The 26,588-nt window shown below is 72.2% G+C and carries 22 protein-coding genes; 13 read left to right on the plus strand and 9 right to left on the minus strand.

Going from position 1 to position 26,588, the window contains the following annotated elements; translation table 11 throughout:
- Positions 1-13 precede the first annotated feature (13 nt).
- A complete protein-coding gene (locus tag K377_RS19005) occupies positions 14-1,159 on the plus strand; it encodes a TerD family protein (protein ID WP_111664616.1) in 1,146 nt (381 codons plus the stop codon).
- Positions 1,160-1,171: 12 nt separating this feature from the next.
- Here the strand turns inward: K377_RS19005 and K377_RS19010 are convergent, their stop codons facing one another.
- Positions 1,172-1,687: a DUF1203 domain-containing protein gene (locus K377_RS19010; RefSeq protein ID WP_111664863.1), complete on the minus strand. Its 516-nt coding sequence runs from the start codon at positions 1,685-1,687 to the stop codon at positions 1,172-1,174.
- Between the two features lie 124 nt (positions 1,688-1,811).
- Between K377_RS19010 and pepN the strand changes: the two genes are divergently transcribed.
- Positions 1,812-4,385: an aminopeptidase N gene (gene pepN, locus K377_RS19015; protein ID WP_111664617.1), complete on the plus strand. Its 2,574-nt coding sequence runs from the start codon at positions 1,812-1,814 to the stop codon at positions 4,383-4,385.
- A gap of 209 nt (positions 4,386-4,594) precedes the next feature.
- Here pepN and alc read toward each other — a convergent pair whose 3' ends face one another.
- Both alc and K377_RS19025 read right to left on the minus strand, forming a co-directional pair.
- Positions 4,595-5,719 (minus strand): allantoicase, encoded by a 1,125-nt coding sequence (gene alc / locus K377_RS19020; RefSeq protein ID WP_111664618.1) that lies wholly within the window; start codon positions 5,717-5,719, stop codon positions 4,595-4,597.
- Between the two features lie 59 nt (positions 5,720-5,778).
- Entirely contained in the window at positions 5,779-6,708 is a 930-nt protein-coding gene (locus K377_RS19025; protein ID WP_111664619.1) for a LysR family transcriptional regulator, read from the minus strand.
- Between the two features lie 75 nt (positions 6,709-6,783).
- Here K377_RS19025 and K377_RS19030 point away from each other — a divergent pair, with 75 nt between their 5' ends.
- Complete coding sequence (locus K377_RS19030) at positions 6,784-8,112, plus strand: MFS transporter (RefSeq protein ID WP_258395081.1); 1,329 nt, start codon at positions 6,784-6,786, stop codon at positions 8,110-8,112.
- Positions 8,113-8,123: 11 nt separating this feature from the next.
- Here K377_RS19030 and K377_RS19035 read toward each other — a convergent pair whose 3' ends face one another.
- The 5 genes from K377_RS19035 to K377_RS19055 all read right to left on the minus strand — a co-directional run bounded on the left by K377_RS19035 (position 8,124) and on the right by K377_RS19055 (position 14,622).
- Positions 8,124-10,220 (minus strand): hypothetical protein, encoded by a 2,097-nt coding sequence (locus tag K377_RS19035; RefSeq protein WP_111664621.1) that lies wholly within the window; start codon positions 10,218-10,220, stop codon positions 8,124-8,126.
- Positions 10,221-10,353: 133 nt separating this feature from the next.
- Entirely contained in the window at positions 10,354-11,805 is a 1,452-nt protein-coding gene (locus tag K377_RS19040; protein WP_111664622.1) for an FAD-dependent monooxygenase, read from the minus strand.
- Positions 11,806-12,062: 257 nt separating this feature from the next.
- Entirely contained in the window at positions 12,063-12,302 is a 240-nt protein-coding gene (locus K377_RS19045) for a hypothetical protein (protein WP_111664623.1), read from the minus strand.
- Positions 12,303-12,322: 20 nt separating this feature from the next.
- Entirely contained in the window at positions 12,323-14,377 is a 2,055-nt protein-coding gene (malQ, locus tag K377_RS19050) for a 4-alpha-glucanotransferase (protein ID WP_111664624.1), read from the minus strand.
- A complete protein-coding gene (locus tag K377_RS19055) occupies positions 14,374-14,622 on the minus strand; it encodes a hypothetical protein (RefSeq protein WP_111664625.1) in 249 nt (82 codons plus the stop codon). Before K377_RS19055 ends, malQ begins: the two co-directional genes overlap by 4 nt.
- Positions 14,623-14,872: 250 nt before the next feature.
- Here K377_RS19055 and K377_RS19060 point away from each other — a divergent pair, with 250 nt between their 5' ends.
- The 3 genes from K377_RS19060 to K377_RS19070 are packed head-to-tail and all read left to right on the plus strand — an operon-like array spanning position 14,873 to position 17,453.
- A complete protein-coding gene (locus K377_RS19060) occupies positions 14,873-15,415 on the plus strand; it encodes a PadR family transcriptional regulator (RefSeq protein WP_111664626.1) in 543 nt (180 codons plus the stop codon).
- Positions 15,412-16,104, plus strand: coding sequence for an ABC transporter ATP-binding protein (locus tag K377_RS19065; RefSeq protein WP_111664627.1), 693 nt, complete (start codon positions 15,412-15,414; stop codon positions 16,102-16,104). Before K377_RS19060 ends, K377_RS19065 begins: the two co-directional genes overlap by 4 nt.
- Positions 16,101-17,453 carry an FtsX-like permease family protein gene (locus K377_RS19070; protein ID WP_111664628.1) on the plus strand — a complete coding sequence of 451 codons (1,353 nt, stop codon included), beginning with the start codon at positions 16,101-16,103 and terminating at the stop codon, positions 17,451-17,453. The genes K377_RS19065 and K377_RS19070 overlap by 4 nt, the downstream gene beginning before the upstream one ends.
- A 34-nt stretch (positions 17,454-17,487) precedes the next feature.
- Here K377_RS19070 and K377_RS19075 read toward each other — a convergent pair whose 3' ends face one another.
- Complete coding sequence (locus K377_RS19075) at positions 17,488-18,534, minus strand: mechanosensitive ion channel family protein (protein ID WP_111664629.1); 1,047 nt, start codon at positions 18,532-18,534, stop codon at positions 17,488-17,490.
- Between the two features lie 307 nt (positions 18,535-18,841).
- Between K377_RS19075 and K377_RS19080 the strand changes: the two genes are divergently transcribed.
- The 7 genes from K377_RS19080 to K377_RS19110 all read left to right on the plus strand — a co-directional run bounded on the left by K377_RS19080 (position 18,842) and on the right by K377_RS19110 (position 26,305).
- Entirely contained in the window at positions 18,842-19,378 is a 537-nt protein-coding gene (locus K377_RS19080; RefSeq protein WP_018531511.1) for an HNH endonuclease, read from the plus strand.
- A 256-nt stretch (positions 19,379-19,634) separates the two neighbouring features.
- Positions 19,635-20,798, plus strand: a complete 1,164-nt coding sequence (locus K377_RS19085) for an ROK family transcriptional regulator (protein ID WP_111664630.1) — start codon at positions 19,635-19,637, stop codon at positions 20,796-20,798.
- A 62-nt stretch (positions 20,799-20,860) separates the two neighbouring features.
- Positions 20,861-22,198 (plus strand): ABC transporter substrate-binding protein, encoded by a 1,338-nt coding sequence (locus K377_RS19090; RefSeq protein ID WP_111664631.1) that lies wholly within the window; start codon positions 20,861-20,863, stop codon positions 22,196-22,198.
- Between the two features lie 17 nt (positions 22,199-22,215).
- Positions 22,216-23,151 (plus strand): carbohydrate ABC transporter permease, encoded by a 936-nt coding sequence (locus tag K377_RS19095; RefSeq protein ID WP_111664632.1) that lies wholly within the window; start codon positions 22,216-22,218, stop codon positions 23,149-23,151.
- A 4-nt stretch (positions 23,152-23,155) separates the two neighbouring features.
- Positions 23,156-24,058: a carbohydrate ABC transporter permease gene (locus K377_RS19100; protein ID WP_111664633.1), complete on the plus strand. Its 903-nt coding sequence runs from the start codon at positions 23,156-23,158 to the stop codon at positions 24,056-24,058.
- Between the two features lie 16 nt (positions 24,059-24,074).
- Positions 24,075-25,340, plus strand: a complete 1,266-nt coding sequence (locus K377_RS19105; protein ID WP_111664634.1) for a 6-phospho-beta-glucosidase — start codon at positions 24,075-24,077, stop codon at positions 25,338-25,340.
- Positions 25,337-26,305 carry an N-acetylglucosamine kinase gene (locus K377_RS19110; protein ID WP_111664864.1) on the plus strand — a complete coding sequence of 323 codons (969 nt, stop codon included), beginning with the start codon at positions 25,337-25,339 and terminating at the stop codon, positions 26,303-26,305. Before K377_RS19105 ends, K377_RS19110 begins: the two co-directional genes overlap by 4 nt.
- Positions 26,306-26,588: the final 283 nt, after the last annotated feature.

The following is a 26,588-nucleotide window of genomic DNA, read 5'->3' on the forward strand; positions in this document are numbered from 1 at the left end:
TGAAGATCCCGCCATGACTGAGATGGCCAAGGGCGGAAACCTTCCTGTTCCCTCAGCAGCTCTGCAGGTGGCGGTGGCCTGGCAGCAGGGTCCCGGGACTCCCGATGTGGACGTCTCGGCCCTGCTGCTCGACGCGGCGGGCCGGGTCCGCTCGGACGCCGACCTCGTCTTCTACAACCAGCGCGAGCACCACTCGAAGTCCGTCCGCCACCTCGGCAAGGGGCAGACGCCGGGGCCCTCGGGCACCGACTGGATCTGGCTCGACCTGAACGCCGTGGAGCCCGGGGTGGAGCGGGTCGTGATCGCCGCCTCCGCCGACGACGAGGCGTTCGGCCGGATACCCGGGCTCGCCGTCCATGTCGCCACCCCCGAGGGCGCACCGGTCGCCTCCTTCGCCATCGGCGACGCGAGCACGGAGACCGCCTTCGTCTTCGGGGAGTTCTACCGCAGGAACGGCACCTGGAAGTTCCGTGCCGTCGGCCAGGGCTACGCCTCCGGACTCGCCGGTCTGGCCACCGACTTCGGGATCGGCGTCGAGGACACTCCGCCCACGGCGCCCGCCACGGGCCTCTGGAACGGCCCCGGCGGCCCCGACGAACTCACCGTCGACTTCCCGCCCTACGTCCATCAGGGCCGGGCCAAGCAGCGGGTCACCTGCCCGCCGAACCTGCCCCCGGGCCGCCGCGTCGTGGTCGACATCGAGTGCCGCGACAGCATCTCGGTGAGCATCTACTCCTGCGACGCGTACGGCCGCAGCGACGAGCTGCTGCTCGACGCCTACGCGGACGAGGTGCACGGCCGGACCCTCGCCACCGTCCCCGACGACCGGCCGCTGGCGCTGCTCGTGGAGGCGGACTCCCCGTGGACGCTGCGGGTGCTGCCGCTCGGCCAGGCCCGGCGCGTCGACCGCACGGTGCACGGCGCGGGACCCGATCTGCTGGTGTACGAGGGCGGTCAGGGCGTGCTGTCCTTCGCGCACCAGGGCGAGAGCAACTTCACCGTCTGGCACTATCTGCGCTCCACCGACCCCGACTGGCCCGACGACCAGGACCTGCTGGTCAACGAGGTGGGCCGGCTCGATGTGCTGGCCCCGGTGCAGGGCCCGGGGATGCTGCGCATCGGCGCGGACGGCCCGTGGCAGATCTCGCTGGGCGGCTGACGCGGCCCGCGCTCAGCGGGGCCGGCGCACCGCGAAGTGCAGACAGCCGTACTCCACGGCCCTGACGTGCACGAGGACGACGGCCGGGTCGGCGAACGCCTCGTCGAGGGCCGCGTCGAACCCGGCCGTCGCGTCGGCCGGGATCTCGAACAGCGCGCCGCCGACGATGTGTCCGCGGGCGTCGTAGCGGCGCAGCGTGCGCAGGGCGCCGGGCCGGTCGAAGGGGTAGCGCTGCGGGTCCGCGTCCGGGCCGGGGCAGTCGTCGGCGAAGGCGTGCAGGAAGACGGGGCCCTGCTCGTCGTACGCGCCCGGGGCCGCGCCCGTCCCGGCCGCCCAGCGGCGCAGCGGCGCGTAGGAGACGAGCGCGATGCGGTCGCACTCCCGGACCGGGCGCAGACAGCAGCGCAGCGGGGAGCCGGCGTCGGACTCGGTCGCGGTGTACGGGACGCAGGCGCGGCCCGCGTCGTCGACGTCGCGCAGTTCCTTCAGAGCGGTGGGGCCGATGGGCTGTGCGGGGTACCTGGTCATGCCGTCCACGGTCGCGCGGGAGAGCCGTGTTCACCGGCGGAAAACGGACATCGCGTTCGGGTACCCCGCGTGGAAGGATGGCCGGAATCGTCACAAACGACAGACCGCACTAGGAGATGACCGCGTGCCTGGCACCAATCTGACCCGAGAAGAGGCGCAGCAGCGGGCGAAGCTGCTCACCGTTGACTCGTACGAGATCGATCTCGACCTCTCCGGCGCGCAGGAGGGCGGCACGTTCCGGTCCGTGACCACCGTGCGCTTCGACAGCGCGGAGGCGGGCGCCGAGTCCTTCATCGACCTGATCGCCGACGCGGTGCACGAGGTGGTGCTCAACGGGCGCTCGCTCGATGTCGCCGCCGTCTTCCGCGACTCGCGGATCGCGCTCGCGCACCTGGAGTCGGGGCCGAACGAGCTGCGGATCGTCGCCGACTGCGCCTACACGAACACCGGTGAGGGCCTGCACCGCTTCGTCGACCCCGTCGACCAGCAGGCTTATCTGTACACGCAGTTCGAGGTGCCGGACGCGCGGCGCGTGTTCGCGAACTTCGAGCAGCCCGACCTCAAGGGCACTTTCCAGTTCACGGTCAAGGCGCCGACGGGCTGGACGGTCATCTCGAACTCCGCCACCCCGGAGCCCAAGGACGACGTCTGGCACTTCGAGCCGACGCCGCGCATGTCCTCGTACATCACGGCCCTGATCGTCGGCCCGTACCACTCGGTGCACTCGTCGTACGACAACCCGGAGACCGGCCAGAGCGTGCCGCTGGGCATCTACTGCCGGCCCTCGCTCGCCGAGTACCTCGACTCGGACGCGATCTTCGAGGTGACGCGGCAGGGGTTCGCCTGGTTCCAGGAGAAGTTCGACTACGCGTACCCGTTCGCCAAGTACGACCAGCTCTTCGTGCCGGAGTTCAACGCGGGCGCGATGGAGAACGCGGGCGCGGTCACCATCCGCGACCAGTACGTGTTCCGTTCCAAGGTGACGGACGCGGCCTACGAGGTGCGGGCCGAGACGATCCTGCACGAGCTGGCCCACATGTGGTTCGGCGACCTGGTCACCATGGAGTGGTGGAACGACCTGTGGCTGAACGAGTCGTTCGCCACCTACACGTCGATCGCCTGCCAGGCGTACGCGCCGGACTCGAAGTGGCCGCACTCGTGGACGACGTTCGCCAACTCCATGAAGACGTGGGCCTACCGGCAGGACCAGCTGCCGTCGACGCACCCGATCATGGCGGAGATCAACGACCTCGACGACGTGCTCGTCAACTTCGACGGCATCACGTACGCGAAGGGCGCCTCCGTCCTCAAGCAGCTCGTCGCCTACGTCGGCATGGACGAGTTCTTCCAGGGCGTGCAGGCGTACTTCAAGCGGCACGCGTTCGGGAACACGCGGCTCAGCGATCTGCTGGGCGCGCTGGAGGAGACCAGCGGGCGTGACCTGAAGTCCTGGTCGAAGGCGTGGCTGGAGACCGCCGGCATCAACATCCTGCGGCCGGAGATCGAGACCGACGAGCACGGTGTCATCACCTCCTTCGCCATCCGGCAGGAGGCTCCGGCGCTGCCCGCCGGCGCGAAGGGCGAGCCGACGCTGCGGCCGCACCGGATCGCCGTCGGCTTCTACGACCTCGACGACGCGAGCGGCAAGCTGGTGCGCGGCGAGCGCGTCGAACTCGACGTCACTGCCGGGGAGTCGACGCAGGTGCCGCAGCTGGTCGGCAAGCACCGCCCGGCCGTCGTGCTGCTCAACGACGACGACCTGTCCTACGCCAAGGTGCGGCTCGACGAGGAGTCCCTGGCCTTCGTCACGCAGCACCTCGGCGACTTCGAGGCGTCGCTGCCGCGCGCCCTGTGCTGGGCGTCCGCCTGGGACATGACGCGGGACGCCGAGCTGTCCGCCAGCGCCTATCTCGACCTGGTGCTCAGCGGGGTGGCCAAGGAGTCCGACATCGGCGTGGTCCAGTCGCTCCAGCGGCAGGTGAAGCTGGCCCTCGACCTGTACGCGGCCCCGGCGCACCGTGACGCGCTGCTGACCCGCTGGACCGAGGCGACCCTGACGCATCTGCGGACCTCGGCGCCGGGCAGCGACCACCAGCTGGCCTGGGCCCGTGCCTTCGCGGCGACGGCCCGTACGCCGGAGCAGCTCGACGTGCTGGACGCCCTGCTGGAGGGCAGCCAGACCATCGAGGGGCTCGCCGTCGACACCGAGCTGCGCTGGGCGTTCGTGCAGCGGCTCGCGGCCGTGGGGCGGTTCGACGAGACGGAGATCACCGCCGAGTACGAGCTGGACCGGACCGCCGCCGGTGAGCGGCACGCGGCCACCGCGCGCGCCGCCCGGCCGACTCCCGAGGCCAAGGCGGAGGCCTGGGCCTCGGTCGTCGAGTCGGACCAGCTGCCGAACGCGGTGCAGGAGGCCGTGATCGGGGGCTTCGTCCAGACCGATCAGCGCGAGCTGCTGGCGCCGTACACCGAGAAGTACTTCTCGGCGCTCAAGGACGTCTGGGACTCCCGGTCCCACGAGATGGCGCAGCAGATCGCGGTGGGCCTGTTCCCGTCGGTCCAGGTCTCCGAGGAGACGCTGGCCGCGACGAACGCCTGGCTCGACTCCGCTCAGCCGAGCGCGGCCCTGGCCCGCCTGGTCTCGGAGTCCCGCGCGGGTGTGGAGCGCGCCCTGAAGGCGCAGGGCGCCGACGCGTAGCTCTTTGCGGGGTGCGGGGTGCTGCCGTTTGCGCAGTTCCCCGCGCCCCTGGGTTGTCGTTTGTCTGACGGCCGGTGGCCGCTCCTCGCGCAGTTCCCCGCGCCCCTGAAGCGAGCTGCGCTCGCCCAGGGGCGCCGGGGGAGGCTGCGCGTCAGCGCATGCCTCAGGGGCGCGGGGAACTGCGCGACCAGCCCCCACCGGGCCGCGGGTCAGGAACGTGCGAATTGGGCAGCCAGCGCCGAGCGGCCCGCTTCCGTCAGAGCGCCGTGCACGCGCATCCGGGCCACACCCCCGTCAGGGAACGCGTCGAGCCGGACATGCGTGGCGACGGCGCCCCCGGGCAGCGGGAAGCGGTGCAGCGTGTCGGGCTGCAAGCGCGTACGGGGGATGATCTCGAACCACTCGCCGGTCTCCCCGTCGCGCCCGCTCAGCGCGATCCACCCGGCCGAATTCCCCTTGAGATAAGCGGTGTCGATCTCCACGGCCCGGATCTCCCCCTGCGCGGCGAGCCGGAAGCGGACCCAGTCGTTGGTGCCGTGGACGCGGCGCCGCCGGTTCTCCCAGCCGTCGTCCATCTTCCGCGACGTGCCCGGCAGGATGATCTGCGTCGGCGACGAGTAGAACTTGTCGGACGCGTCCTCGTACACACCCCCGTTGAGTACGGAGACCAGATCGATGGTGCCGAGCAGGTCGAGCCACTCGGGGTCGGGCACGACCTCGCCGTGCACCCGCAGCCGCGCGATGCCGCCGTCGGGGTGCTGGCAGACCCGGAGATGGGTGAAGCGGGCTTCCGAGGTGACGGTGAAGTGGTTCGCGGCGTGCCCGCGCACCTGGCTCACCGGCACGATCTCCTCCCACTTCACGTCGTCGGCCAGGAGGTCCTCGGGGCCGGGCGCACCGGCGACGCTGGTGGCCTGGATGCTCACGCGCTGCGGGTAGTTGCCGCGGAAGTGGGCGGTGTCGACGACGATGCCGCGCACGACGCCGGGCGCCCCGAGCCGGACGATCGCCCAGTCGTGGTCCTCGGGCGCCGGGAACGGCGCGTCCGAGGTGCCGCGGCGGCGCCGGGTCTCCCAGCCGTCCATGACCTTGCCCTTGTGCCCGAAGTGCTCGGGGTCGAAGACGGCGCGCTCGCGCACCAGCAGGTTCTCGCGCTGGGCGAAGAACTCGTCGTTGGCGGCGATGACTCCGGCGCCGAGCCGCCGGTCGGCGAGGTCGACGAGCTCGGTGAACCCGGCGGGGTCACCGAAGGTGCGGTAGTCGGCGTACGGGTCGCCGCCCGCGTAGGGGGAGGCGTCGTTGGCGTGCGGGTCCGTTCCGGGCGTCGTTGTCATGACCCCACTGTCGGGCCGCACGGGACATCAGGTCCATCGAAAGTTTTCGGGGTTCTTGTTCAGTTCTGCTGAAAGGTCTCCTGCTGAGCGGCCAGGGCGTCGAGGACCCGCCGCACGGCCGCCCCCTCCTCCGCGCCCCGGCGCACGGCCGCCACCACGTGCCGTACGGGACGGTCGGCGCCCAGCGCGCACATGACGACGCCGTCGCGGCGCGCGGCGGCCATCCTCGGCACGAGGGCGACGCCCATGCCCGCCTCGACCATGGCGAGGATGGCGGTCCAGCCGGCCGCGCTGTGCGCCTGCTCGGGCACGAACCCGGCGGCCTCGCAGGCGGTGGTGGTGATCTCGGACCAGGGTCCCGAGCCGCCGAAGATCCAGGGCTCGCCCGCGAGATCGGCGAGCCGGAGGCCGGGTTCGGCGGCGAGCGGATGCCCGGCGGGCAGCGCGACGTCCAGCGGGTCGGCGAGCAGCGGCACCCGCGTGAACTTGGGGTCGCGGGCCGTCGGCGCGTGCGCGGCCAGCGAGAGGGCCAGGTCGACGTCTCCGGCGGCGAGCAGTTCGTAGGCCTGCGCGGCCTCGGCCTCGCGGACGCGGACGGTGATGCCGGGGCGTTCGGCGCGCAGCGCCCGTACGGCGGGCACGACGAGCGCGGGCACGGCGGTGGAGAACGCGGCGACCCGCACCACGCCCGACTCGCCGCGCAGGTAGGCCGCCAACTCGGCGTCGGCGCGCTCCAGTTCGGCGAAGACGGCCTCGCCGTGCCGCAGCACCAGATGCGCCGCGTCGGTGAGCCGGACCCGGCGCCCCCGAGCTTCGAGGAGCGGCACGCCGAGCTGCTTGGCGAAGTTGGTGAGCTGCTGGGAGACGGCGGACGGGGTCATCAGCAGGGCCTCGGCGGCGGCGGTGACGGTGCCGCGCTCGCGCAGGGTCCGCAGGATCACCAGTTTCTTGATGTCCCACCGGTCCCGGCGCGGCTCGTCGTCGCTCATGAGGTCAACGTACGGGGCGAGACGCGAAAAAATACCTTGACATCAAGATTCTTGATCGCGAGACTTCCGGAGTTCGTGAGGGTTCACCGGGTCCGTCGGGATCCGCGGGCGAGGGGGAGGTCCACGATGCGACGGGACAGGACCGGGCTGCTGGCCCAGCTGCGGCGGCCGCCCGGCGGACGCGACGCCCGGCTGATGCTGCTCGGGCAGTTCCTCGACCGGACCGGGACGGGCGTGTGGGCGGCCGCCTCCGTGCTGTACTTCACGTTCGTCGTCGGCATGGACGGCGGCCGGCTCGGGCTGCTGCTCGGCGCGGCCGGGGTCGCGGGCATCGCCGGATCGCCGGTCGCGGGCCGGCTCGCCCAGCGCTTCTCCGTACGGGCCCTGCTGGTGTGGTGCCACGCGCTGCGGCTCGGGGCCGTGCTCGCGCTGCTCACGCTCACCGGCTTCGCCGCGCTGCTCGCCGTCGTCGCGCTGATCTGCGCCGGGGACCGGGCGGCGAAGACCCTGGAGATGGTGTTCGCCACCGAGGTCGCGGGCGAGCGCCGGGCCACGTACCAGGCGCTGTTCCGCAGTGTCGCGAACGCCGCGTACGGCGCCGGGGCGGGGATCGCCGCGATCGGGCTCGCCGTCGGCACGCTCGGCGCCTATCGCGCGCTGATCCTCGTGAACGCCGCGTCGTTCGTCGCGGCCGCCGCGCTGGTGCTCCGTACGACGCCGCGCCGGCGCACCGCGGCCGCCCCGGCGCGCTCCGGCTCCCCCGCCCCGCCCTCCCCGCGCACCCCCTGGCGCGACCGCCGCTATCTGCTGTTCGCCCTCCTCGACGTCCCCATGAATCTCGACGGGGCGATCCTCGAAGTCGGCCTGCCGTTGTGGCTGGTCCACCACACCGACGCGCCGCACCCCCTGGTCCCGGCGTTCCTCGTCGTCAACACGGTCCTGGTCGTGGTGCTCCAGCTCCGGGTCAGCGCGCGCTTCGCCGGTCCGGGCGGCGCGCTGCGCGCCCTGCCCCGCTACGGCCTGCTGACCCTGCTCGGCTGCGTCCTGCTCGCCCTGTCCGGTGCGGGCGGCGCCTGGCAGGCGTCGCTGCTGCTGATCGGCTGCGCGGTGCTGGTCACGCTGGCCGAGCTGATGCGGTCCGTCAGCTCGTGGGAGCTCGCGGTGCTGCTCGCCCCCGAGGACGCCCGCCCGGCCTACCTCGGGGTGGCCGGCATGTCCCAGTCCGTCGAGAAGTCGGTGGGCCCGCCCGCGCTGACCTCCGGGGTGATGGCGGCGGGACCGCTCGGCTGGATCGCGCTCGGGGCGGGCGTCCTGGGCCTCTCGCTGCTCCAACGCCGGTTGTGCGCGGACCGGTTGGCGTCCCCGCCCGCGCCCGCTGCCGCGCCGCTGCCCGCGGCCTCCTGACCGCGCGCGTGTCAGGAGGGGCGCCGGCGCACCGCCGTGGTGAGGCCCACGATGAAGAGGGTGGCGAACATCCAGGCGGTGACCTGGGCGACCCAGGTCGCGAGGATGAAGGCCAGGCCCGCCGTGCCGTCGTCGGCCGAGCAGCCTTCGAGCTGCTGCACCCGGATCAGCGGCAGGCCCGCCTCCACGGCGCGGCCGATCCGCTGCACCGCGTGGCAGTCGTCGCCGGTCAGCCCGCCGCCCCACAGGGCCAGCATGCTCATGGTGACGAAGATCGCGACGAGCCCGAACACCGCCCGCCACGGCTGGTGCCCGAAGCCGATGGTCAGACCCGCGATCTTCTGCCAGGTGCGCACGAAGAAGCCCTGCCCGTCGGCGCGGGTCAGCTGGTCCCGGTACTGCGCCATGAGGACCTGCCGCGCGTCGCGCTCGTCGCCCTGGTCCCGGTACAGGCCCGCGAGGTGCTGGTAGGGCTGGGAGGTGTACGCGGGGGTGTCGTGGGCCAGCAGATGGATCCAGTCCTTGACGGAGATCCGCGGGTCGAGGACGCCGAAGACCATGTCGTCGACGGCGATGAGCTTGCGCCGGACGGCGGCGCGGTTGTCGGCGATGGTCTGCGGTGACATCGCGAGCCGTCCGCTGACTCTGGTGTCCCGCAGGTCGATCATGGGCGGCAGCGCGGTCGCCCCGGCCGCGCCCCGCGATCTGACGGTGACGGCGTCGGCCCGCAGGTCGACGAGGACCTCCATCGACCGGGCGGACAGGGCCGGCCCCCGGGTCGCGGTCAGCCGGGCCGTCCGGAGGTCGAGGAAGCCGCCGATCCTGGACGCGTGCAGCCGCACCGCCCCGTCGGTGCCGCCGCCCGCCGCCCGGAACCCCTGGTCGAGCCGCAGGTCGCCGGAGACCTTGAGCTGGACGGCGAACAGGGCGGTCCCCAGTTGGTTGACGATCTGCGCCCTGGACAGGGACATGTAGCCGCCGACCTGGGCGTTGAACACATTGACCGCGGCGGCCCGGTCGGTGCGGCTCCGGAACCGGGATCTGTCGAGCCGTACGTCGCCGTCGACGACGGCCCGCTGGGCGTTCAGCACGCAGCCGCTGCTGTTGCTGTGGCGGGCGCCCGTCATGGACAGCGTGCCCGCGACGAAGGTGTTGAACAGGTTCACGGTGGGGCGTTCCCCGGTGCCGGTGACGCGGCTCTCGTCGAGGTTCAGGTCGCCCTCGACCTTCAGCCTGCTCGCGACGAGGGCCGGGCCCGCGGTGTTGTCGATCGTGGTCCGGCGCAGGTCGACCTTGCCGCCGACGACGGCGTCGACCAGCGACACGATGGCGTACTTGTCGTCGGTCCCGGTCGCGGTGGCGCCGCGCATGCGCAGCCCCGTGGTGACCCTCATCCGGTCGGCCTGGACGGCCGGGCCCCGGTCGTTGCGCAGCTCCGTCCCCGCGAGCTGCACCCGGCCGCCGACGCTGGCCCCGCGCAGGGTCAGCGCGGCCGTGCGGTGGTGCCCGGTGATCGTGCCCCGGTTGAGGTGCAGATCGCCCTTGACCACGAGGTTGGTGGCGTCCACGGCCGGGCCCCGCGCGTGGCCGATGACGATGCCGGTGGCGAGCAGGCAGCCGGAGATGTCCGCGCCGTGCAGGGACAGGGCGACGTCGTGGGCGTTGCCGACGATGTGGGCGCGCTCCATCCGCAGGTCGAAGCGGAGGACGAGGTTGTCGGCGGAGACGCACGGCCCGGCCCCGTCCTCGAAGAGGCTGCCGCTGAGATCGAGCGACGACAGGCGCGCGTTGTCCAGGGACAGGCCGTCGCGGAAGTGGCAGTCGAGCAGGCGCACATTGGCCTCGGTGGTCAGGCAGTCGAGGTCGAGGTGTCCGTCGATCACCAGACCTTGCAGGTGGACGCGGTGCGAGCCGTCCTGCCCGGCGGCCCGGCGGCGGAACGCGTCCCGAACGACCGTCGCGGCGACGACGCGCTCGGGACCCCAGGACCGCATCGCCTGGGGCAGCTTGGGCTCGGAGCGCAGCACGACGGCGGCGCCTTCGTCACAGATGTGCGCCCGAACCCTTTCCGCCAGGCTCAGGGCGTTGTCTCCCGTTTCCCCCGTCATCTCCTCACCATACGAACCCGGCCGCCCGCGGCACAGAGGCGTGCTCACCACGCTTCAACCACCTTGCGTCGGCGGGCCCGGGCCGAGAGCCGCGTCCGCAGCCCCTCGTCCCCGAAGTCCGGCGGCAGACGCACTAGCGCAACGCGTATCCGGCGAACTCCCTTGGAAAGTCTGTTGAGTTGACTCCCCCTTGCGGCAGCGCGTCCGTCGCCCAGGCCGCGTAGCCGTCGGGCCGTACGAGCAGGGCCGTGCGCCGGCCGCTCGCCCAGTGCGCGATCCGCACCGCGTCGTTCTTGTACGCCTCGCCCCGGGGCAGGATCAGCACGAACTCACCCGCGCGCAGCGCCTCGTAGAGCCGGGTGCCGCCGTCGAGCGCGATGTCGGGGACCCGCCTGCCGACCAGCGCGTGGGAGCCCTTGGGCGCCGGGTAGCGGACGCCGATGCCGGTGATCCGGCCGACGGCGCGGGTGCGGGCGGGGCGGACCCGGGCGAGGACGCCGGCCAGCACGGCGCGGGCGGCGAGCGTCCACGGACGCTTGGCCATCGCCATCCGCACGATGCCTCCGCTGCTGCGCAGCACGGCCCTGCCGACGGGGTGGCGCTCGGCCTCGTACGTGTCCAACAGGGCTGCGTCGGCTCGGCCGTTGAGGACGGCGGCCAGCTTCCAGCCCAGGTTCGCCGCGTCCTGGAGGCCGGTGTTCATGCCCTGGCCGCCGGCCGGGGTGTGCACGTGCGCGGCGTCCCCGGCGAGCAGGACCCGGCCCACGCGGTAGTGCGGCGCCTGGCGTTCGTCGCTATGGAAGCGGGACATCCAGCGGGCGTCGTGCATGCCGTAGTCGCGGCCCAGGGCGAGCCGGGTGATCTCCTTGATCTCGTCGAGGGCGAGCGGGGCGTCGTCGGGGACGTCGTGGGCGCGGTTCCAGCCGATGACGCGGTGGTAGCCGTCGCCGAAGGGGGCGATGAAGGCGAAGGCGTCGCCGACGGTGTTCACGGTGAGCAGGTCCTCCGGCTGCTCGGCGAGGCGTACGTCGGCGAGGACCACCGAGCGGATGACGGACCGGCCGGGGAAGGGCAGCCCGACGGCCTCCCGCACGGCGCTGCGCATCCCGTCGGCGCCGACGACGTAGGCGGCGCTCAGCTCGTCCCGCGCCCCGTCGCCGCGCCGGACCCGGAGGGTGACGCCGTCCGTGCCCTGGACCAGGCCCGTCACCTCGGTCCCGTACGCGAAGGAGACCCCGGCCTCGACGGCCCGCCGCTCCAGTGCCTTCTCGACCTCGTACTGCGGCAGGACGAGCAGGTGGTTGAAGCGGGAGGGGAGGCCGGTGAGGTCGATGGTGAGCCCGCCGAAGAGGCGGAGCCGGCCGAGCCGCTTGCCGAGGCGGTCGATCTCGTCGGCCAGGCCGCGCGCGTCGAGCTGTTCCAGGGTGCGGGCGTGCACGGCGAAGGCGCGGGAGAGGTTGCTGATCCCGTGGGGGCGCTTCTCGACGAGGGTGACGGCAACCCCGGCGGCCGCCAGGTCCCCGGCGAGCAGCAGGCCCGTCGGGCCGGAGCCGACGACGATCACGGAGTGCGCGGTGCCGTTCATGGTGGCCTCCTCCGACAGGGACCCACGGTGCCGACACCTCTTGGCCAACACCCGTTGGTCAACGCCTGTTGGCAGGCGTAGAGCCGCTACCCCGAGCTGTCAACAGCTGTTGGCCCACGTTTGTTGGCACGCGCGAGCGGTCGGCACCGTTCGCCCGGCGGGTCCGCCCGGACCCGGAGCAGGCGGGGCGGCGGAACGCGTCGAGGGCACCCGCCGCGGCTGAGCCGTGGCGGGTGCCCTCGTCGGGAGTGTGCGGGTCAGCCCTGCTTGGGCTGCTTGCGGGACTTGTCGCCGAGGATCACGAGGCCGGCGATGACCGCGAAGATGACCAGCGGGGCCACGACGAACAGACCGAGCGTGTCGATCACGCTCAGGCCGGATCCCGGGTCGTCGCCGTCGTCGCGCGTGAGCGCGAGCGCGGGGGACGACATGAGCAGCATCATCAGCGTCGTACCGGAAGCCAGGGCGCCGGCGCGCAGGGCGTTCTTCTTGTCCACGGTTCAAACGTAGCGAACGCCTAAACGGACCGCGCGTCCGGGGGGCCTGTAAGAGGCACGACGGGCGCGGAGAACACGCTGAGCAGGGCGTGGGCGCGAGGGGATGAGGCGATGTCCTCCAGGGTGACGGGGTGTCCGGCGGCATCGGCGACGGGGAGCCGCCAGTTGGGGTACTCGTCCCAGGTGCCGGGCAGATTCTGCGGGCGCCGGTCGCCGATCAGGTCGGGCAGCCAGATCCCGGTCATCCGCGCGGGGGTGCGCAGCAGGAAGCGGTGGACGGCGCGGACCGACTCCTCCTCGTCGCCGGGGGCGCCCGCAAGCAGGCCGAGCCGGGCGAACAGGCCGAGCCAGCCGGAGACCTCCGCGGCCGCCTCGGCGGGCGTGGCCGTGGACAGCCCGAGGCGTTCCCGCAGGCGTACGTCGTCGCCGGTGAGCCGGGCCGCGGTGGACGGCAGGTCGTGGGTGGTGGCGGTGGCCACGCAGTCCGTGCGCCACTGCTCGGGCGGCACCGGCGGCTCCCCCGGGGCCTCCCAGTCACGCTCGAACCAGAGCACGGAGGTGCCGAGCACCCCGCGCGCGTGCAGCGTCTCGCGCACACCGGGCTCGACGGTGCCCAGGTCCTCCCCGATGACGTACGTGCCCGTGCGCGACGCCTCCAGGAGCAGCACCGCGAGCATCGCCTCGGCGTCGTAGTGGACGTAACAGCCCTCGGTGGGCGCCTCGCCCTCGGGGATCCACCAGAGCCGGAACAGCCCCATGACGTGGTCGATGCGGACGGCGCCCGCGTGCCGCATCAGGTCGTGCAGCAGGGCGCGGAAGGGGGCGTAGCCGGTCTCGGCGAGGCGGTCGGGGCGCCAGGGCGGCAGGCCCCAGTCCTGGCCCCGGGCGTTGAACGCGTCCGGCGGCGCGCCCACGCTCATGCCCTGGGCGAAGACGTCGCGCTGCGCCCAGGCGTCGGCGCCGCCGGGGTGCACGCCGACCGCGAGGTCGTGCACGAGGCCGATCGGCATGCCCGCCTCGGTGGCGGTGCGCTGGGCGGCGGTGAGCTGGGTGTCGGTGAGCCAGGCGAGCCGGGAGTGGAAGTCGACGCGGTCCATCGCGTCGCGCCGGGCGCGGGCGGTCTCGGCCGAGCGCGGGTCCTGGAGGGCGGCGGGCCAGGTGTGCCAGTCGGGGCCGTGGATCTCGGCGAGCGCCAGGTAGGTGGCGTGGTCCTCCAGGGCGGTGCCCTGGGCGGCGAGATAGTCGCAGTAGGCGGCGCGGCGGCCGGGGGTGAGCGGCACGTCCCGGACGAGGGCCTCCAGCACCTCGCGCTTGAGGGCCCAGACGGCGTCCCGGTCGATCAACTCCCCCTTGCCGAGCACCGCTTCGCGCAGGGCGGCGGCCTCGCGCTCCCGGGCGGGCACGTGCGCGTACTCGGGGATGTCCTCGATCCGCAGGTGCACGGGGTCGGGGAAGCGGCGGGAGGAGGGGCGGTACGGGGAGGGGTCCATGGTGCCGTCGGGCGCGGCGGGGACGGCCGCGTGCAGCGGGTTGACCTGGAGGAAGCCCACGTGGTGGGTGCGGGCCGACCAGGACGCGAGATCGGCGAGGTCGGCGAGGTCGCCCATGCCCCAGGAGCGGATGGAGAGCAGCGAGTACAGCTGCACCAGCAGGCCGTGGGTGCGGCCGGGCGGGCGCGGGGCGGTGGGCGGGGCCGCGACGAGGTGGGCCTCGGTGCCGCGGCCGCCGGGCTCGTCGACCCGTAACCGGTGCACGCCGGGCGGTGGCGGCTCGGCCGGGTCCCAGGCGGTGAACTCCCGCGCCCCTTCGGGCCGGAGGGCGAGCCGGGCCCGCTCGGGCAGCCGCCGCAGCCACTCGGGGGTGGAGCCGTCGGCCCAGAGCACGACGGTCGGCGGCACCGGGCGGGCCGCGAGTTCGGCCTCGCGGGCGGCGAGCGCGTCCGGGGCGTCCGCGGCCACGCCGAGGGCGGCGAGGGCGGCGGTCAGGGCCGCGTCGGAGGCGCGGACGGTCTCACCCGGCGACGGGGAGTAGGAGGTGGCCACGCCGTACAGCTCGGCGAGGCGGGCGAGGCTCACCCCGCGGCCAGGCCGCTCGGCGTGGGCTCGGAGGTGAGCGGCAGCTCGTCGGAGAGCGGCGGCTCGGAGGTCAGCGGCGCGTAGTCGGCGAAGGCCGGCTCGCTGGTCAGGGGTGCTTCGAAGGACGAGGTGGTGGTGTCGGTGCCGGACAGGGTGTCGATTCCGGTCAGCGGGTCCGTGACGGACAGCACGGGGTCCGCCTGTTTGGACAGCGCCGAGAGCAGAAGCTGAGCCGATGCGGCCACGGGGGCCTCCTTCGTCAAAGGGGGTCGTGAGTCGAGAGCCCTACCCCGAGATCCCGGGTCCAGACCTGTTCGGCCGGCCAACGTGTTGCTGGTCACATTGTGAACGACGAAAGGAAATTGACCAGAGGGTCTTGGGGACCGGAAATCTTCGCCCTGCGGGACCGGGCGGCAAGCGGAACCACATCTCCCACTTTCTCCCGTCCGCGGTCAGCTATGTACTCAGTACATATACGCAGTACATACTCACCCCATGAGCACCCGTCATGTCCTCCTCGGCCTGCTCGCCTCCGGTCCCCGGCACGGCTACGACCTGAAGCGACGCCACGACGAGCGGTTCCCACAGGCTCGCCCGCTGGCCTACGCGCAGGTCTACACGACCCTCCAGCGCCTGGTCCGGGACGGCCTCGTGGAGGTCGACGGCACCGACTCCGACGGCGGTCCCGAGCGCACCCTGTACCGGTCGACACCGAGCGGCAGGCACGAACTGCTCGGCTGGGCGGGCGAGATCACGCCGCCGGCCCCGCACGTCGCCAACGAGATCTTCGCGAAGGTCGTCGTCTCCATCCTCGTCGCGGACGCGGGTGCCGACCCGGCCGCCCATCTGCTGGCGCAGCGCACCGCGCACATGACCCGGATGCGGGAGCTGACCGCGTTGAAGACCGATCCGGGCGCCGACCTGACCACCGTCCTGTCCGCCGACTACGCCCTCGCCCATCTCGACGCCGATCTGCGCTGGATGACCACCACCGCCGCCCGGCTCGCCACCCTGACCGCGGAGGTCACCGCAGCATGAGCACACTTCTGGTCGCCGAAGGCCTCGTGAAGGCGTACGGCAGGACACCCGCGCTGAACGGCGCCTCGGTGCGGGTCCGAGCCGGGGAGATCCTCGCCGTCACGGGAGCCAGCGGCAGCGGCAAGTCGACGCTGCTGCACTGCCTGGCCGGGATCGTCCGGCCGGACGAGGGGACGGTGGCCTACGACGACGAGCGCCTCGACGCCTTCGACGAGGAGCGGCTGTCCGCGCTGCGCCGCACCGACTTCGGGATCGTCTTCCAGTTCGGTCAGCTGATCCCGGAGTTGACCGCGCTGGACAACGTCGCGCTGCCGCTGCTGCTCGCGGGCCGCAAGCGCGCGGCAGCGCAGGCGGACGCGGACGCCTGGCTGGAGCGGTTCGGCGTGCGCGGCCAGCGCGAGCTGCACCCCGGCGCGATGAGCGGCGGACAGGCCCAACGGGTCGCGCTGGCCCGGGCGATGGTGACCGAGCCGAAGGCCGTCTTCGCCGACGAGCCGACCGGCGCCCTCGACTCCCTCGCCACCGAGCAGGTCCTCACATCGCTCGTGCACGCCGCCCGGGAGACCCACGCGGCCGTGGTCCTGGTGACGCACGAGGCGCAGGTGGCGGCGTACGCGGACCGGGAGGTGAGCCTGCACGACGGGGTGGTGCGGGAGACCTCCGTGCCGGTGGCGGGGGTGACCCGATGAGCGCCCGCTCCGACCTGCGGCTCGCCCTGCTGCTGACGCGCGGCGCGGACCGGCTGGAGCGGCGGCGCGCGCTGCTCACCGCGCTCGGCGCGACCGCGGCGACCTGCTTCGCGACGTCCGCGGTGGCTCTGGGGAGCGTCCGCGGTCAGGTCTCGTTCTCCTTCGGCAACGGACTGCTCGACCAGCCCGGCACCCGACGCGGGGTCGTCACCGGTCTCCTGCTCCTGCTGATCCCGGTGCTCGGCTTCCTCGCGCAGTGCGCCCGCGTCGGCGCGGTCCACCGTGACCGGCGCCTGGCGGCACTGCGGCTCGCGGGCGCGTGCCCGAGGCGGGTGCGGCGGATCGCCGCCCTGGAGGCGGGCCTCGCCTGCCTGGCGGGCGCGGCGGCCGGGTTCGTCCTGTTCTCGGCGGTGGTGGCCGCCACCGGACACGTCACCGAGCCGCCGGCCTGGGCCGCCTGTGCGCTCACGGCCCTCGCGATCCCGGTGGCCGGCACGCTGGTCAGCGCGCTCGCGCTGCGCCGGGTCATCGCGTCGCCGCTCGGACACGTCCGCCGGGAGCGGCCGACGGGCGGTCCCGGGCTGCTCGTCGGGCTCGGCGTGCCGTTGTGCGCGGTGCTCATCGGGGCGGCGGCGCTCCTGGTCCGCGGCTCCCGGGGCGATGTCGCGGCCCTGCCGGCGCTGCTGGTCGGGGTGGTGGTGCTGACCGGTGCCGCCGCGATCTGGGCCTCGGGAGCCGTGGCGAAGGCCGTCGGCCGACGCCTCGCCGCACGGGCCGAGCGACCCGAGGTCCTCCTCGCCGCGCACCGCCTTCAGCAGGACCCCTGGGCGGCGTCGCGCAGCCACGCCGCGCTCGTCCTGGTCACCGTCGTCGGCGTCGGCCTGGTCGGCATCTACCGGATCCTTCTCGACCAGATCGCCGCGAACGAGCGGGAGACGGGCGTGCCCCAGGACGTCGGCTACTACACGTACGGCCTCAACGTCACGGTCGCCGCCGTCCTGATCGCCCTGCTGATCTGTCTGGTCTCACTGGCGACCGGCACCGCCGAATCGCTCTCCTCCCGGCGCGGGGCGCTCACCGCGCAGGCGGCCGCGGGGGTTCCGTACCGCGTCCAGCGGCGCACGCTGCTCCTGGAGACGGTGCTGCCGCTGGCTCCCGCTCTCGTCCTAGCGACGATCGGCGGGACCGCGCTGCACACGGCCTACGCCCTCGCCAAGGGTGTGTCCGTACCGTGGGCGCTGCCCCTGCTCGTCCCCGTCCTCGTGCTCGCGGCCTGCGCCGTGGCCGTGACGACGACGCTGCCGCTGCTGCGCCGGTCCGTGCATCCGTCGCAGCTGCGGGCGGCCTGACGCGCGGGCGCCTTGAGCGGGGCCGGGGAGGCGGCTACTTCTGCAGCGGCGAAGCCGCCAGCGACTGCGGTGACGTCGTCGAGGCGTACGCCGACGGCGCGGACATCCCGGCCGTCGGGTCGGCGGCCGGCTCGTCCACGGCGACCGGGACGCCGCCCACGATGCGGATGCCCGCCTCGTCGAAGGCCCGCTTGATGCGCCAGCGCAGCTCGCGCTCGACGGTCAGGGCCTTGCCGGGCATGGTCTTGGCGGAGACGCGGACGACCATGGAGTCCAGCAGGACGCTGTCGAGGCCGAGGACCTCGATGGGGCCCCACAGCATCTCGTTCCACGGCTCGGTCTTGCTCATCTCCTCGCCGACCTCGGAGAGCGCGGCCCGCACCTTGTCGAGGTCCTCGTCGGCGCGGACGGTGACGTCGACGCCGGCGGTGGCCCAGCCCTGCGACAGGTTGCCTATCCGCTTGACCTCGCCGTTGCGCACGTACCAGATCTCGCCCTCGGCGCCGCGCAGCTTGGTGACGCGCAGGCCGACCTCGATCACCTCACCGGAGGCGACCCCGGCGTCGATGGTGTCCCCGACCCCGTACTGGTCCTCCAGGATCATGAAGCAGCCGGAGAGGAAGTCGGTCACGAGGTTGCGGGCGCCGAAGCCGATCGCGACACCGGCGACACCGGCGGAGGCGAGCAGCGGCGCGAGGTTGATCTTGAAGGCGCCGAGGACCATCAGCGCGGCCGTGCCGAGGATCACGAAGGAGGCGACGGAGCGCAGCACGCTGCCTATGGCCTGCGAACGCTGGCGGCGCCGCTCGACGTTCACCAGGAGGCCGCCGAACGCGGTGCCGTCGACGGCCTGCGCCGTGCGGTTCATGCGCTCGATCAGCTTGGTGATGGCCCGGCGGATCACCACGCGCAGCACGGCGGCGATGGCGACGATCAGCAGGATCCGCAGACCGAGGGCGAGCCAGTCGGACCAGTTCTCCTCGACCCAGCTGGCGGCCTGGCCGGCCTGCTCCTGGGCGTCCTTGAGCGTGGGCTGCTGGCTGCCCGTGTCAGTGGCGGCCGACAGCACGGACAAGATCACGGCAGGTACCTCCAGGCGTTGCCTCTGCCCGCCACAGGGCGGCACGACTCGGGGACGGGAGCGGGCAGGCCCACCACACTAACGGGGCATCGTGTGCGGATCGTCGAGATGTTCGGCGAAGAGACGGTGCTCACGGGCGCTCACCCGCGTCTTCGCGGATTTCACGCCAAAGGGCAGCGCGATGTGGTCGAAAACACTTCAAGGCCGTTACGCGGACATGGTGGCGCCATGACCAGCGATGAGGGGAGACTGACTACAGATCGTCCCGGCGCGAGCCACGCGCCGCCGGCGTACAAGGAGGCATTCCGTGCCGCATGTCCTGGTCCTCAACGCGTCGTACGAGCCCCTCGGCGTCGTACCGCTCCGCCGCGCGCTCGTACTCGTCCTGGAGAACAAGGCCACTTGTCTCGAGGAGTCCGGCGCCTTCATGCACAGCGCCACACGCACCGTCCCCGCACCCAGCGTGGTCCGGCTCAAGCGGTTCGTCCGGGTTCCCTACCGGGGCCCCGTTCCTCTGACCCGGCGTGCGCTGTTCGCCCGTGACGGCGGCCGGTGCATGTACTGCGGTGGCGTCGCAACCAGCGTCGACCACGTCATCCCGCGCAGCCGCGGGGGCCAGCACGTCTGGGACAACGTGGTGGCGTCGTGCCGCCGCTGCAATCACACGAAGGCCGACCGCCACCTGGTGGAGATCGGCTGGCGTCTGCGCCACAAGCCGGCCCCGCCGTCGGGCCTGGCCTGGCGCATCATCGGGACCGGCCATAGGGACCCGCGCTGGCTGCCCTACTTGCAGCCGTTCGGCGCGGACGAGGCCCTGGCCCGGATCGAAGGCGTTTCCGCCTGATCATCGATCCGGGTCTTTGTGTGTGACGGGGGGATGAACGACCGACCCGGGCATCCCTCCGTCCCCTCCTCCCCCTCCGCGGGCATCCCCGCACCCGTCCCGTCGGCCGCCCGTGCCCGGCCGCGGTGAAATAACGAGTTGGACAACCACGGGCCGCCCCCTATTGACGCCCCCTTCACCTGCGACTTACGTTCCTCGCACCCGATAGGAAACCTTCCTAACAGTCGATAGCGACACCGCGAGGAGACAGCACGAGATGGCCGCTACCCCCGGCACCCCGAGCGTGCTGCGTGCGATGAACGACCGTTCCGCCCTCGACCTCCTCGTCGCCCACGGCCCCCTCACCCGCACCCGGATCGGCGAACTCACCGGCCTGTCCAAGCCGACGACCTCGCAGATCCTCGGGCGGCTCGAAGCGGCGGGGCTGGTCCGCACCACGGGCAGCCAGACCGGCCGCCCGGGCCCCAACGCCCTGCTCTACGAGATCGACCCGGACGCCGCGCACGTCGCCGCCCTGTCCGCCGACCCGACCGGCATCACCGCGGTCGTCGCCGACATCACCGGCGCCGAGCGCGGCCGCTTCCGGATCGAGGCCGTCGCCGTGGCGGAGGACGTGCGCCACCGCACCGCGCAGCTGGTCAGCGAGGCGGTCGACGGCGCCCTGGAGCGGGCCGGGCTCGGCCACGACGACCTGACCGCCGCGGTGATCGGCACCCCGGGCGCCATCGACCCGCACTCCGGCCAGCTGCGCTACGCCCCGCACCTGCCCGGCTGGCACTCGCGCACGCTGCGCGCCGAGCTGGCCGAGGTGCTCGGCACCCCCGTCTCCATCGAGAACGACGTCAACCTCGCGGCCCTCGCCGAGCAGTACGAGGGCGCGGCCCAGGACCACGACGACTTCGTCCTCGCCTACGTCGACGAGGGCGTCGGCGCCGCGATCGTGCTGGGCGGCGTTCTGCTGCGCGGCGCGACCGGCGGCGCGGGCGAGATCGGCTACATGCCGCTGCCCGGCGCCCCGCTGGCCCGCGGCGGCGAGTCCGTGCACGCCCGCAACGACGCGGGCGGCGGCTTCCAGTCCCTGGTGGCGGCCCCCGCCGTCCGCGAGCTGGCCGGTGCCGAGGACCTCGCCGAGGCACTGAAGGACGTCGAGGTGCTCGACGAGGTGGCCCGGCGCCTCGCCACCGGCCTCGCCGCCGTCGTCGCCGTCGTCGACCCCGAACTCGTCGTGCTGTCCGGGCTCGTCGCCCAGGCCGGCGGCGACCCGCTGCGCGAGCGCGTGGAGCGGGAACTCACCGGACTCGCCCTGCCCCGGCCGCAGTTGCGCATCAGCGAACTGGCCGGCGATCCCATCCTCACCGGTGCCCTGCGCACCGCCCTGTCGCAGGCCCGCGACACCGTCTTCGACACCAGCGGCGCCTGATCCCCGTACCCAGAAGCCCCCAAGCCCCCTCCCCCGTCCCACCCACGTAAAGGACGTTCGCCATGCCGCGATGGCGCATACCCCTGCGCGCACCCGTGGTGCTCGCCGCGGCCGGACTGCTGCTCGCCGGCTGCGCCAATCCCAGTACCGGGAGCGCCGACGACGATCCGACCAAGCCCGTGACCATCAAGTTCTGGCACGGCTGGTCGGCGTCCGGTGAGGTCAAGGCGATCAACGACTCGATCGCCCGCTTCGAGAAGCTCCACCCGAACATCCATGTGCAGTCCACCGGCAACGTCTCCGACGCCACCGTCAACCAGGCCCTGCGGGCCGGCGGCGACGAGGCCCCGGACGTCGTGTCGTCGTTCACGACGAACAACGTCGGGCAGTACTGCGACTCCGGCATGTGGGCCGACCTCGACCCGTTCATGAAGAAGACCGGGCTCGACAAGGACAAGACCTTCCCGAAGGCCCTTCTGGACTACACCAGTTACGACGGCAACCAGTGCGCGCTGCCGCTGCTCGCCGACGCCTTCGGCATGTACTACAACAAGGACGCCTTCAAGGAGGCGGGCATCACGCAACCGCCGAAGACGATGTCCGAGTTCGTCGCCGACTCCAAGAAGCTGACGGAGAAGAGCGGCAACACGGTGAAGCGCGTCGGCTTCATGCCGAACTTCCGCTTCTACCAGAACAGCCCCGACCGGCTGTTCGCCCAGTGGGGGCCGACCTACTTCGACCAGGACGGCAAGTCCCGGCTCGCGAAGGAACCGGCGTCGTACGAGTTCTTCGAGACCGCGAGGAAGCTGATGGACGCGCAGGGGGGCTACGGCGCCCTGGAGCGGTTCCGCACCTCCTTCGGCGACGAGATGTCGAACCAGAACGCCTTCCTGACCGGCAAGGTCGCCATGCACCTCGACGGTGAGTGGCGGGGCCTGATGCTCAACGACGACAAGGCGAAGTTCGACTGGGGCGTGGCCCCGCTCCCGGTCCCCGACGACCAGGTGGAGAAGTACGGGCGCGGCTACCTCACCGGCACCGTCGCCGGCATCGCGCACAGCAGCAAGCACCAGAACGCCGCCTGGGAGCTGCTGAAGTTCCTGACCGCGGACACCGACCAGGTCGTGAAGTTCGCGAACGCGATCCACAACGTGCCCTCGACGAAGGCCGCCCTCACGTCGCCGAAGCTGGACGCCGACCCGACGTTCCGCACGTTCCTGGACATCGCCAAGAACAAGTACAGCCAGGTGATGCCCCCGTCCACCAACGGCGGCATGTACGTCGTGCAGCTCCAGGACTTCTCGTACACCGAGGAGGCCGGGCGGGTCCCGAACCTCAAGGCCGGGCTGAAACGCCTCGACAAGCTCATCGACGCCGACACGCTGCAGTCGCAGAACTGAGGGGCGGAGCACCCACCATGGCACTCACACTCTCCCGGCCCGCGCGGCGCAGACTGCGCACCCTGGGCTTCCTGTCCCCCTGGCTGATCGGGTTCAGCGTCTTCTTCGCGTACCCGCTGCTGGCCACCGTCTACTTCTCGTTCATGCACTACAACCAGATCAAGGCGCCCACGTTCGTGGGGCTGCGGAACTGGAAGTACGTGTTCCAGGACATGCCGCTGTTCGGCCCGGCCCTGTGGAACACGCTGTGGCTGGTCGTGATCATGGTGGCGCTGCGGGTGGTCTTCGGGCTCTCGCTCGGCCTGCTCGTCACGAAGATCAAGAGCGGGGTCGGCTTCTTCCGGACCGCCTTCTACCTGCCGTACCTGGCCCCGCCGGTGGCCGCCACCGTCGCCTTCGTCTTCCTGCTCAACCCGGCGACCGGACCGGTCAACGAGGTCCTGGCGAAGATCGGCATCGACGGCCCGAACTGGTTCAACGACCCCACCTGGGCCAAGCCGTCCCTCGTCCTGCTCTCCCTGTGGGGCATCGGCGACCTCATGGTCATCTTCATGGCCGCGCTGCTCGACGTACCGAAGGAGCAGTACGAGGCCGCCGAGCTGGACGGAGCCGGCGCGTTCACCAAGTTCCGGTACGTGACCTGGCCGTCGATCACGCCGATCGTGATGTTCGCGGTCGTGACCGGCGTCGTGCAGACCATGCAGTACTACACGCAGGCCCTCGTCGCCGGAAAGATCGCCTCCGGTGTCTCCATCGGCCCCGGTTCGGTCATCCAGCCCGGCTACCCGGACCACTCGACCCTCACGGTCCCCCAGCTCGTCTACTCGATGGGCTTCCAGAACTTCAACACGGGCGCGGCGTGCGTGCTCTCGCTCGTCCTGTTCGTCATCGCGATGGCCGTGACCATGCTGCTCATGCGCAAGCGCTCGGGCCTGCTCTCGGCGGAGGACTGATCCCATGACCACCACCACCCTGCGCCCGGCGGCCAGCGCCGGCGCTCCCGCCACCAGAGACGCGGAGCCCTCCCGGCCGCGCCGCAAGGAGATCCTGAACTGGATCGCCGTGCACAGCATCGCGATCGCCGTCGCGCTGCTGTTCATCCTCCCGTTCGTGTTCGTCTTCCTCACCTCGGTGATGGCCGACGACCAGGCGATGAGCGGCGACCTGTGGCCGAGCTCGTGGCACTGGGAGAACTACAGGACGGTCTTCGAGACCGACGGGTTCCTCGACTGGTGGCGGAACTCGATCTTCTACGCGGTCGTGGGCACGCTCTTCACCGTGTGCTCGGCGATCCCCGTGGCGTACGCGCTCGCGAAGTTCCGCTTCCGCGGCCGCCGCACGGCGATGATCCTCGTCATCTCGACGATGATGCTGCCGCCGCAGGTCATCGTGATCCCGATGTACCTGGTGTGGGCGCAGCAGTTCCACCTCTCCGGCACGCTGTGGCCGCTGATCATCCCGATGGCGTTCGGCGACGCGTACTCGATCTTCCTGCTCCGTCAGTTCCTGCTGACGATCCCGAAGGAGTACATCGAGTCGGCGAAGGTCGACGGCTGCGGTGAGCTGCGCACCCTGCTCAAGATCGTGGTGCCGATGGCCAAGCCGGGCATCGCCGCGATCGCGCTGTTCCAGTTCTTCTACTGCTGGAACGACTACTTCGGGCCGCAGATCTACGCGGCCCAGAACCCGGCTTCCTGGACGCTGAGTTACGGACTCGAATCCTTCAAGTCGGCGCACAGCGTCAACTGGAACCTGACGATGGCCGCGACGCTCCTCGTGATGGCGCCGGTCTGCATCGTCTTCTTCTTCGCACAGAAAGCCTTCGTGGAGGGCGTCACCCTCACCGGAGTAAAGGGCTAAGGACGGTTATTCGGTTATGAAGCTCGCTGTGGTCGGCGGAGGGTCGACCTACACACCCGAACTCATCGACGGCTTCGCGCGGTTGAGGGACACCCTGCCCATCGAGGAGCTGGTCCTGGTCGACCCGGCGGCCGACCGCCTGGACCTGGTCGGCGGCCTCGCCCGCCGCATCTTCGCCAAGCAGGGCCACCCGGGCGTCATCCGCACCACGTCCGACGTGGACGCCGGTGTCGCCGACGCGGACGCCGTCCTGCTCCAGCTGCGCGTCGGCGGGCAGGCCGCCCGCAACCAGGACGAGACCTGGCCGCTGGAGTGCGGCTGCGTCGGCCAGGAGACGACCGGCGCCGGCGGCCTCGCCAAGGCGCTGCGCACGGTCCCGGTCGTGCTCGACATCGCCGAGCGCGTGCGCCGGGCCAACCCGGACGCCTGGATCATCGACTTCACCAACCCGGTCGGCATCGTCACCCGGGCCCTGCTCCAGGCCGGGCACAAGGCGGTCGGCCTGTGCAACGTGGCGATCGGCTTCCAGCGCAAGTTCGCCAAGCTGCTCGACGTGCAGCCCTCGCAGGTCCACCTGGACCACGTCGGCCTCAACCACCTCACCTGGGAGCTGGGCGTGCGCCTGGGCGGCCCGGAGGGTGAGAACGTGCTGCCGCGGCTGCTCGCCGAGCACGGCGACGCCGTCGCCGACGACCTGCACATGCCGCGCGCGATCGTCGACCGCCTCGGCGTCGTGCCGTCGTACTACCTGCGCTACTACTACCAGCACGACGCCGTCGTACGGGAGCTGCGCACCAAGCCGTCCCGGGCCGCCCAGGTCGCCGAGATGGAGCGCGAGCTGCTGAAGATGTACGGCGACCCGACGCTCGACGAGAAGCCGGAGCTGCTCGCCAAGCGCGGCGGCGCCTTCTACAGCGAGGCGGCCGTCGATCTTGCCGCGTCCCTGCTGGGCGGCGGCGGATCCCCGTACCAGGTGGTCAACACCTACAACAACGGCACGCTGCCCTTCCTCCCCGACGACGCCGTCATCGAGGTGCAGGCGGCCGTCGACGGCAAGGGCGCGCGTCCGCTGCCCGTGCCGCGGCTCGACCCGCTGTACGCGGGCCTCATCGCCAACGTCACGGCGTACGAGGACCTGGCGCTGGAGGCCGCCCTGCGCGGCGGCCGCGACCGCGTCTTCAAGGCGCTGCTCGCGCACCCGCTGGTGGGCCAGATCGAGTACGCCGAGCAGCTCACCGACCAGCTGATCGCGCACAACCGGGAGCACCTCGCGTGGGCATGACCGTCCTTGCCGTGGACGCGGGGAACAGCAAGACCGACGTCGCGGTGGTCGCGGCCGACGGCAGTGTCGTCGGCGCGGCCCGCGGCGGCGGGTTCCAGCCGCCCCGCGTGGGTGTCGAGGCCGCCGTGGACGTGCTCGCGGACGCGGTCGGCCGGGCGCTCGCCGAGGCGGGGCTCGACTCGGTGGACCATGTGTCCGCCTGTCTGGCCAACGCCGATCTGCCCGTGGAGGAACGGGAGCTGGCCGCCGCGCTGCGCGCCCGGGGCTGGGCCGCGAGTGTCGACGTCCGCAACGACACCTTCGCCGTGCTGCGCGCCGGGCTCCTGGAGGACGCCGAGCCGCGCGGGGTCGCCGTCGTCTGCGGCGCCGGCGTCAACTGCGCGGGCATGCTGCCCGACGGCCGCACCGCCCGCTTCCCCGCCATCGGCAAGATCTCCGGTGACTGGGGCGGCGGCGGGGGCCTCGCCGAGGAGGCCCTGTGGTTCGCGGCGCGGGCCGAGGACGGGCGGGGTGAGCCGACGGCCCTGATGCACGACCTGCCCGAGCACTTCGGGCTGGGCTCCATGTACGCGCTGATCGAGGCGCTGCACCTGGGGACGATCCCGTTGGAGCGGCGGCACGAGTGCGCGCCGGTGCTCTTCGCCACCGCGGCGGCGGGTGATCCGGTGGCCCGGGGCCTGGTGGACCGGATGGCCGACGAGGTGGTGGCCATGTCCACGGTGGCCCTGCGCCGCCTCGACCTCCTGGAATCCCAGGTGCCGGTCCTGTTGGGCGGCAGCGTCCTGGCTGCCCGCCACCCCCAACTGGACACCCGCATCCGCGACTTGCTCTCGACCCGGGCCCCGAAGGCCGAACCCCGAGTGGTCACGGAACGCCCGGTCCTGGGAGCGGCACTCCTGGGCCTGGACGCAGTCGGGGCACCCCCTGCGGTGCACGCAACGGTCCGGGCCCACTACGCCGCCTAGCGCTGCGGCTCTCGTGGTGGCTGGTCGCGCAGTTCCCCGCGCCCCTGAAGCGAGCTCCGCTCGCTCAGGGGAGGCTGCGCGGAGCGCATGCCTCAGGGGCGCGGGGAACTGCGCGACCAGCCCCCACCGGCCCGCAGCAGGCCCACAACCCACCCCCAGGGAACCGAACCCACCCCCACCACGTGTTCAAATGCAGGGCTCGCAAACAAGATCGAGTCAATGCCTGTGCGGATGTCAGTCGCGGCAGCGATACTTACCGCCGACGCACGACCATGGGGGAGGG

Source organism: Streptomyces sp. PsTaAH-137, from assembly GCF_003259365.1.
GTDB lineage: Bacteria > Actinomycetota > Actinomycetes > Streptomycetales > Streptomycetaceae > Streptomyces.

Bases quoted from the DNA above. Each gene is read 5' to 3' on its own strand.
- K377_RS19110 (WP_111664864.1), top strand. From the start codon at position 25,337: ATGACCGTCCTTGCCGTGGACGCGGGGAACAGCAAGACCGACGTCGCG.
- K377_RS19090 (WP_111664631.1), top strand. From the start codon at position 20,861: ATGCCGCGATGGCGCATACCCCTGCGCGCACCCGTGGTGCTCGCCGCG.
- K377_RS19070 (WP_111664628.1), top strand. From the start codon at position 16,101: ATGAGCGCCCGCTCCGACCTGCGGCTCGCCCTGCTGCTGACGCGCGGC.
- K377_RS19060 (WP_111664626.1), top strand. From the start codon at position 14,873: ATGAGCACCCGTCATGTCCTCCTCGGCCTGCTCGCCTCCGGTCCCCGG.
- K377_RS19025 (WP_111664619.1), bottom strand. From the start codon at position 6,708: ATGAGCGACGACGAGCCGCGCCGGGACCGGTGGGACATCAAGAAACTG.
- K377_RS19005 (WP_111664616.1), top strand. From the start codon at position 14: ATGACTGAGATGGCCAAGGGCGGAAACCTTCCTGTTCCCTCAGCAGCT.
- K377_RS19100 (WP_111664633.1), top strand. From the start codon at position 23,156: ATGACCACCACCACCCTGCGCCCGGCGGCCAGCGCCGGCGCTCCCGCC.
- K377_RS19095 (WP_111664632.1), top strand. From the start codon at position 22,216: ATGGCACTCACACTCTCCCGGCCCGCGCGGCGCAGACTGCGCACCCTG.
- K377_RS19035 (WP_111664621.1), bottom strand. From the start codon at position 10,220: ATGACGGGGGAAACGGGAGACAACGCCCTGAGCCTGGCGGAAAGGGTT.
- alc (WP_111664618.1), bottom strand. From the start codon at position 5,719: ATGACAACGACGCCCGGAACGGACCCGCACGCCAACGACGCCTCCCCC.
- K377_RS19085 (WP_111664630.1), top strand. From the start codon at position 19,635: ATGGCCGCTACCCCCGGCACCCCGAGCGTGCTGCGTGCGATGAACGAC.
- K377_RS19065 (WP_111664627.1), top strand. From the start codon at position 15,412: ATGAGCACACTTCTGGTCGCCGAAGGCCTCGTGAAGGCGTACGGCAGG.
- K377_RS19040 (WP_111664622.1), bottom strand. From the start codon at position 11,805: ATGAACGGCACCGCGCACTCCGTGATCGTCGTCGGCTCCGGCCCGACG.
- K377_RS19105 (WP_111664634.1), top strand. From the start codon at position 24,075: ATGAAGCTCGCTGTGGTCGGCGGAGGGTCGACCTACACACCCGAACTC.
- K377_RS19010 (WP_111664863.1), bottom strand. From the start codon at position 1,687: ATGACCAGGTACCCCGCACAGCCCATCGGCCCCACCGCTCTGAAGGAA.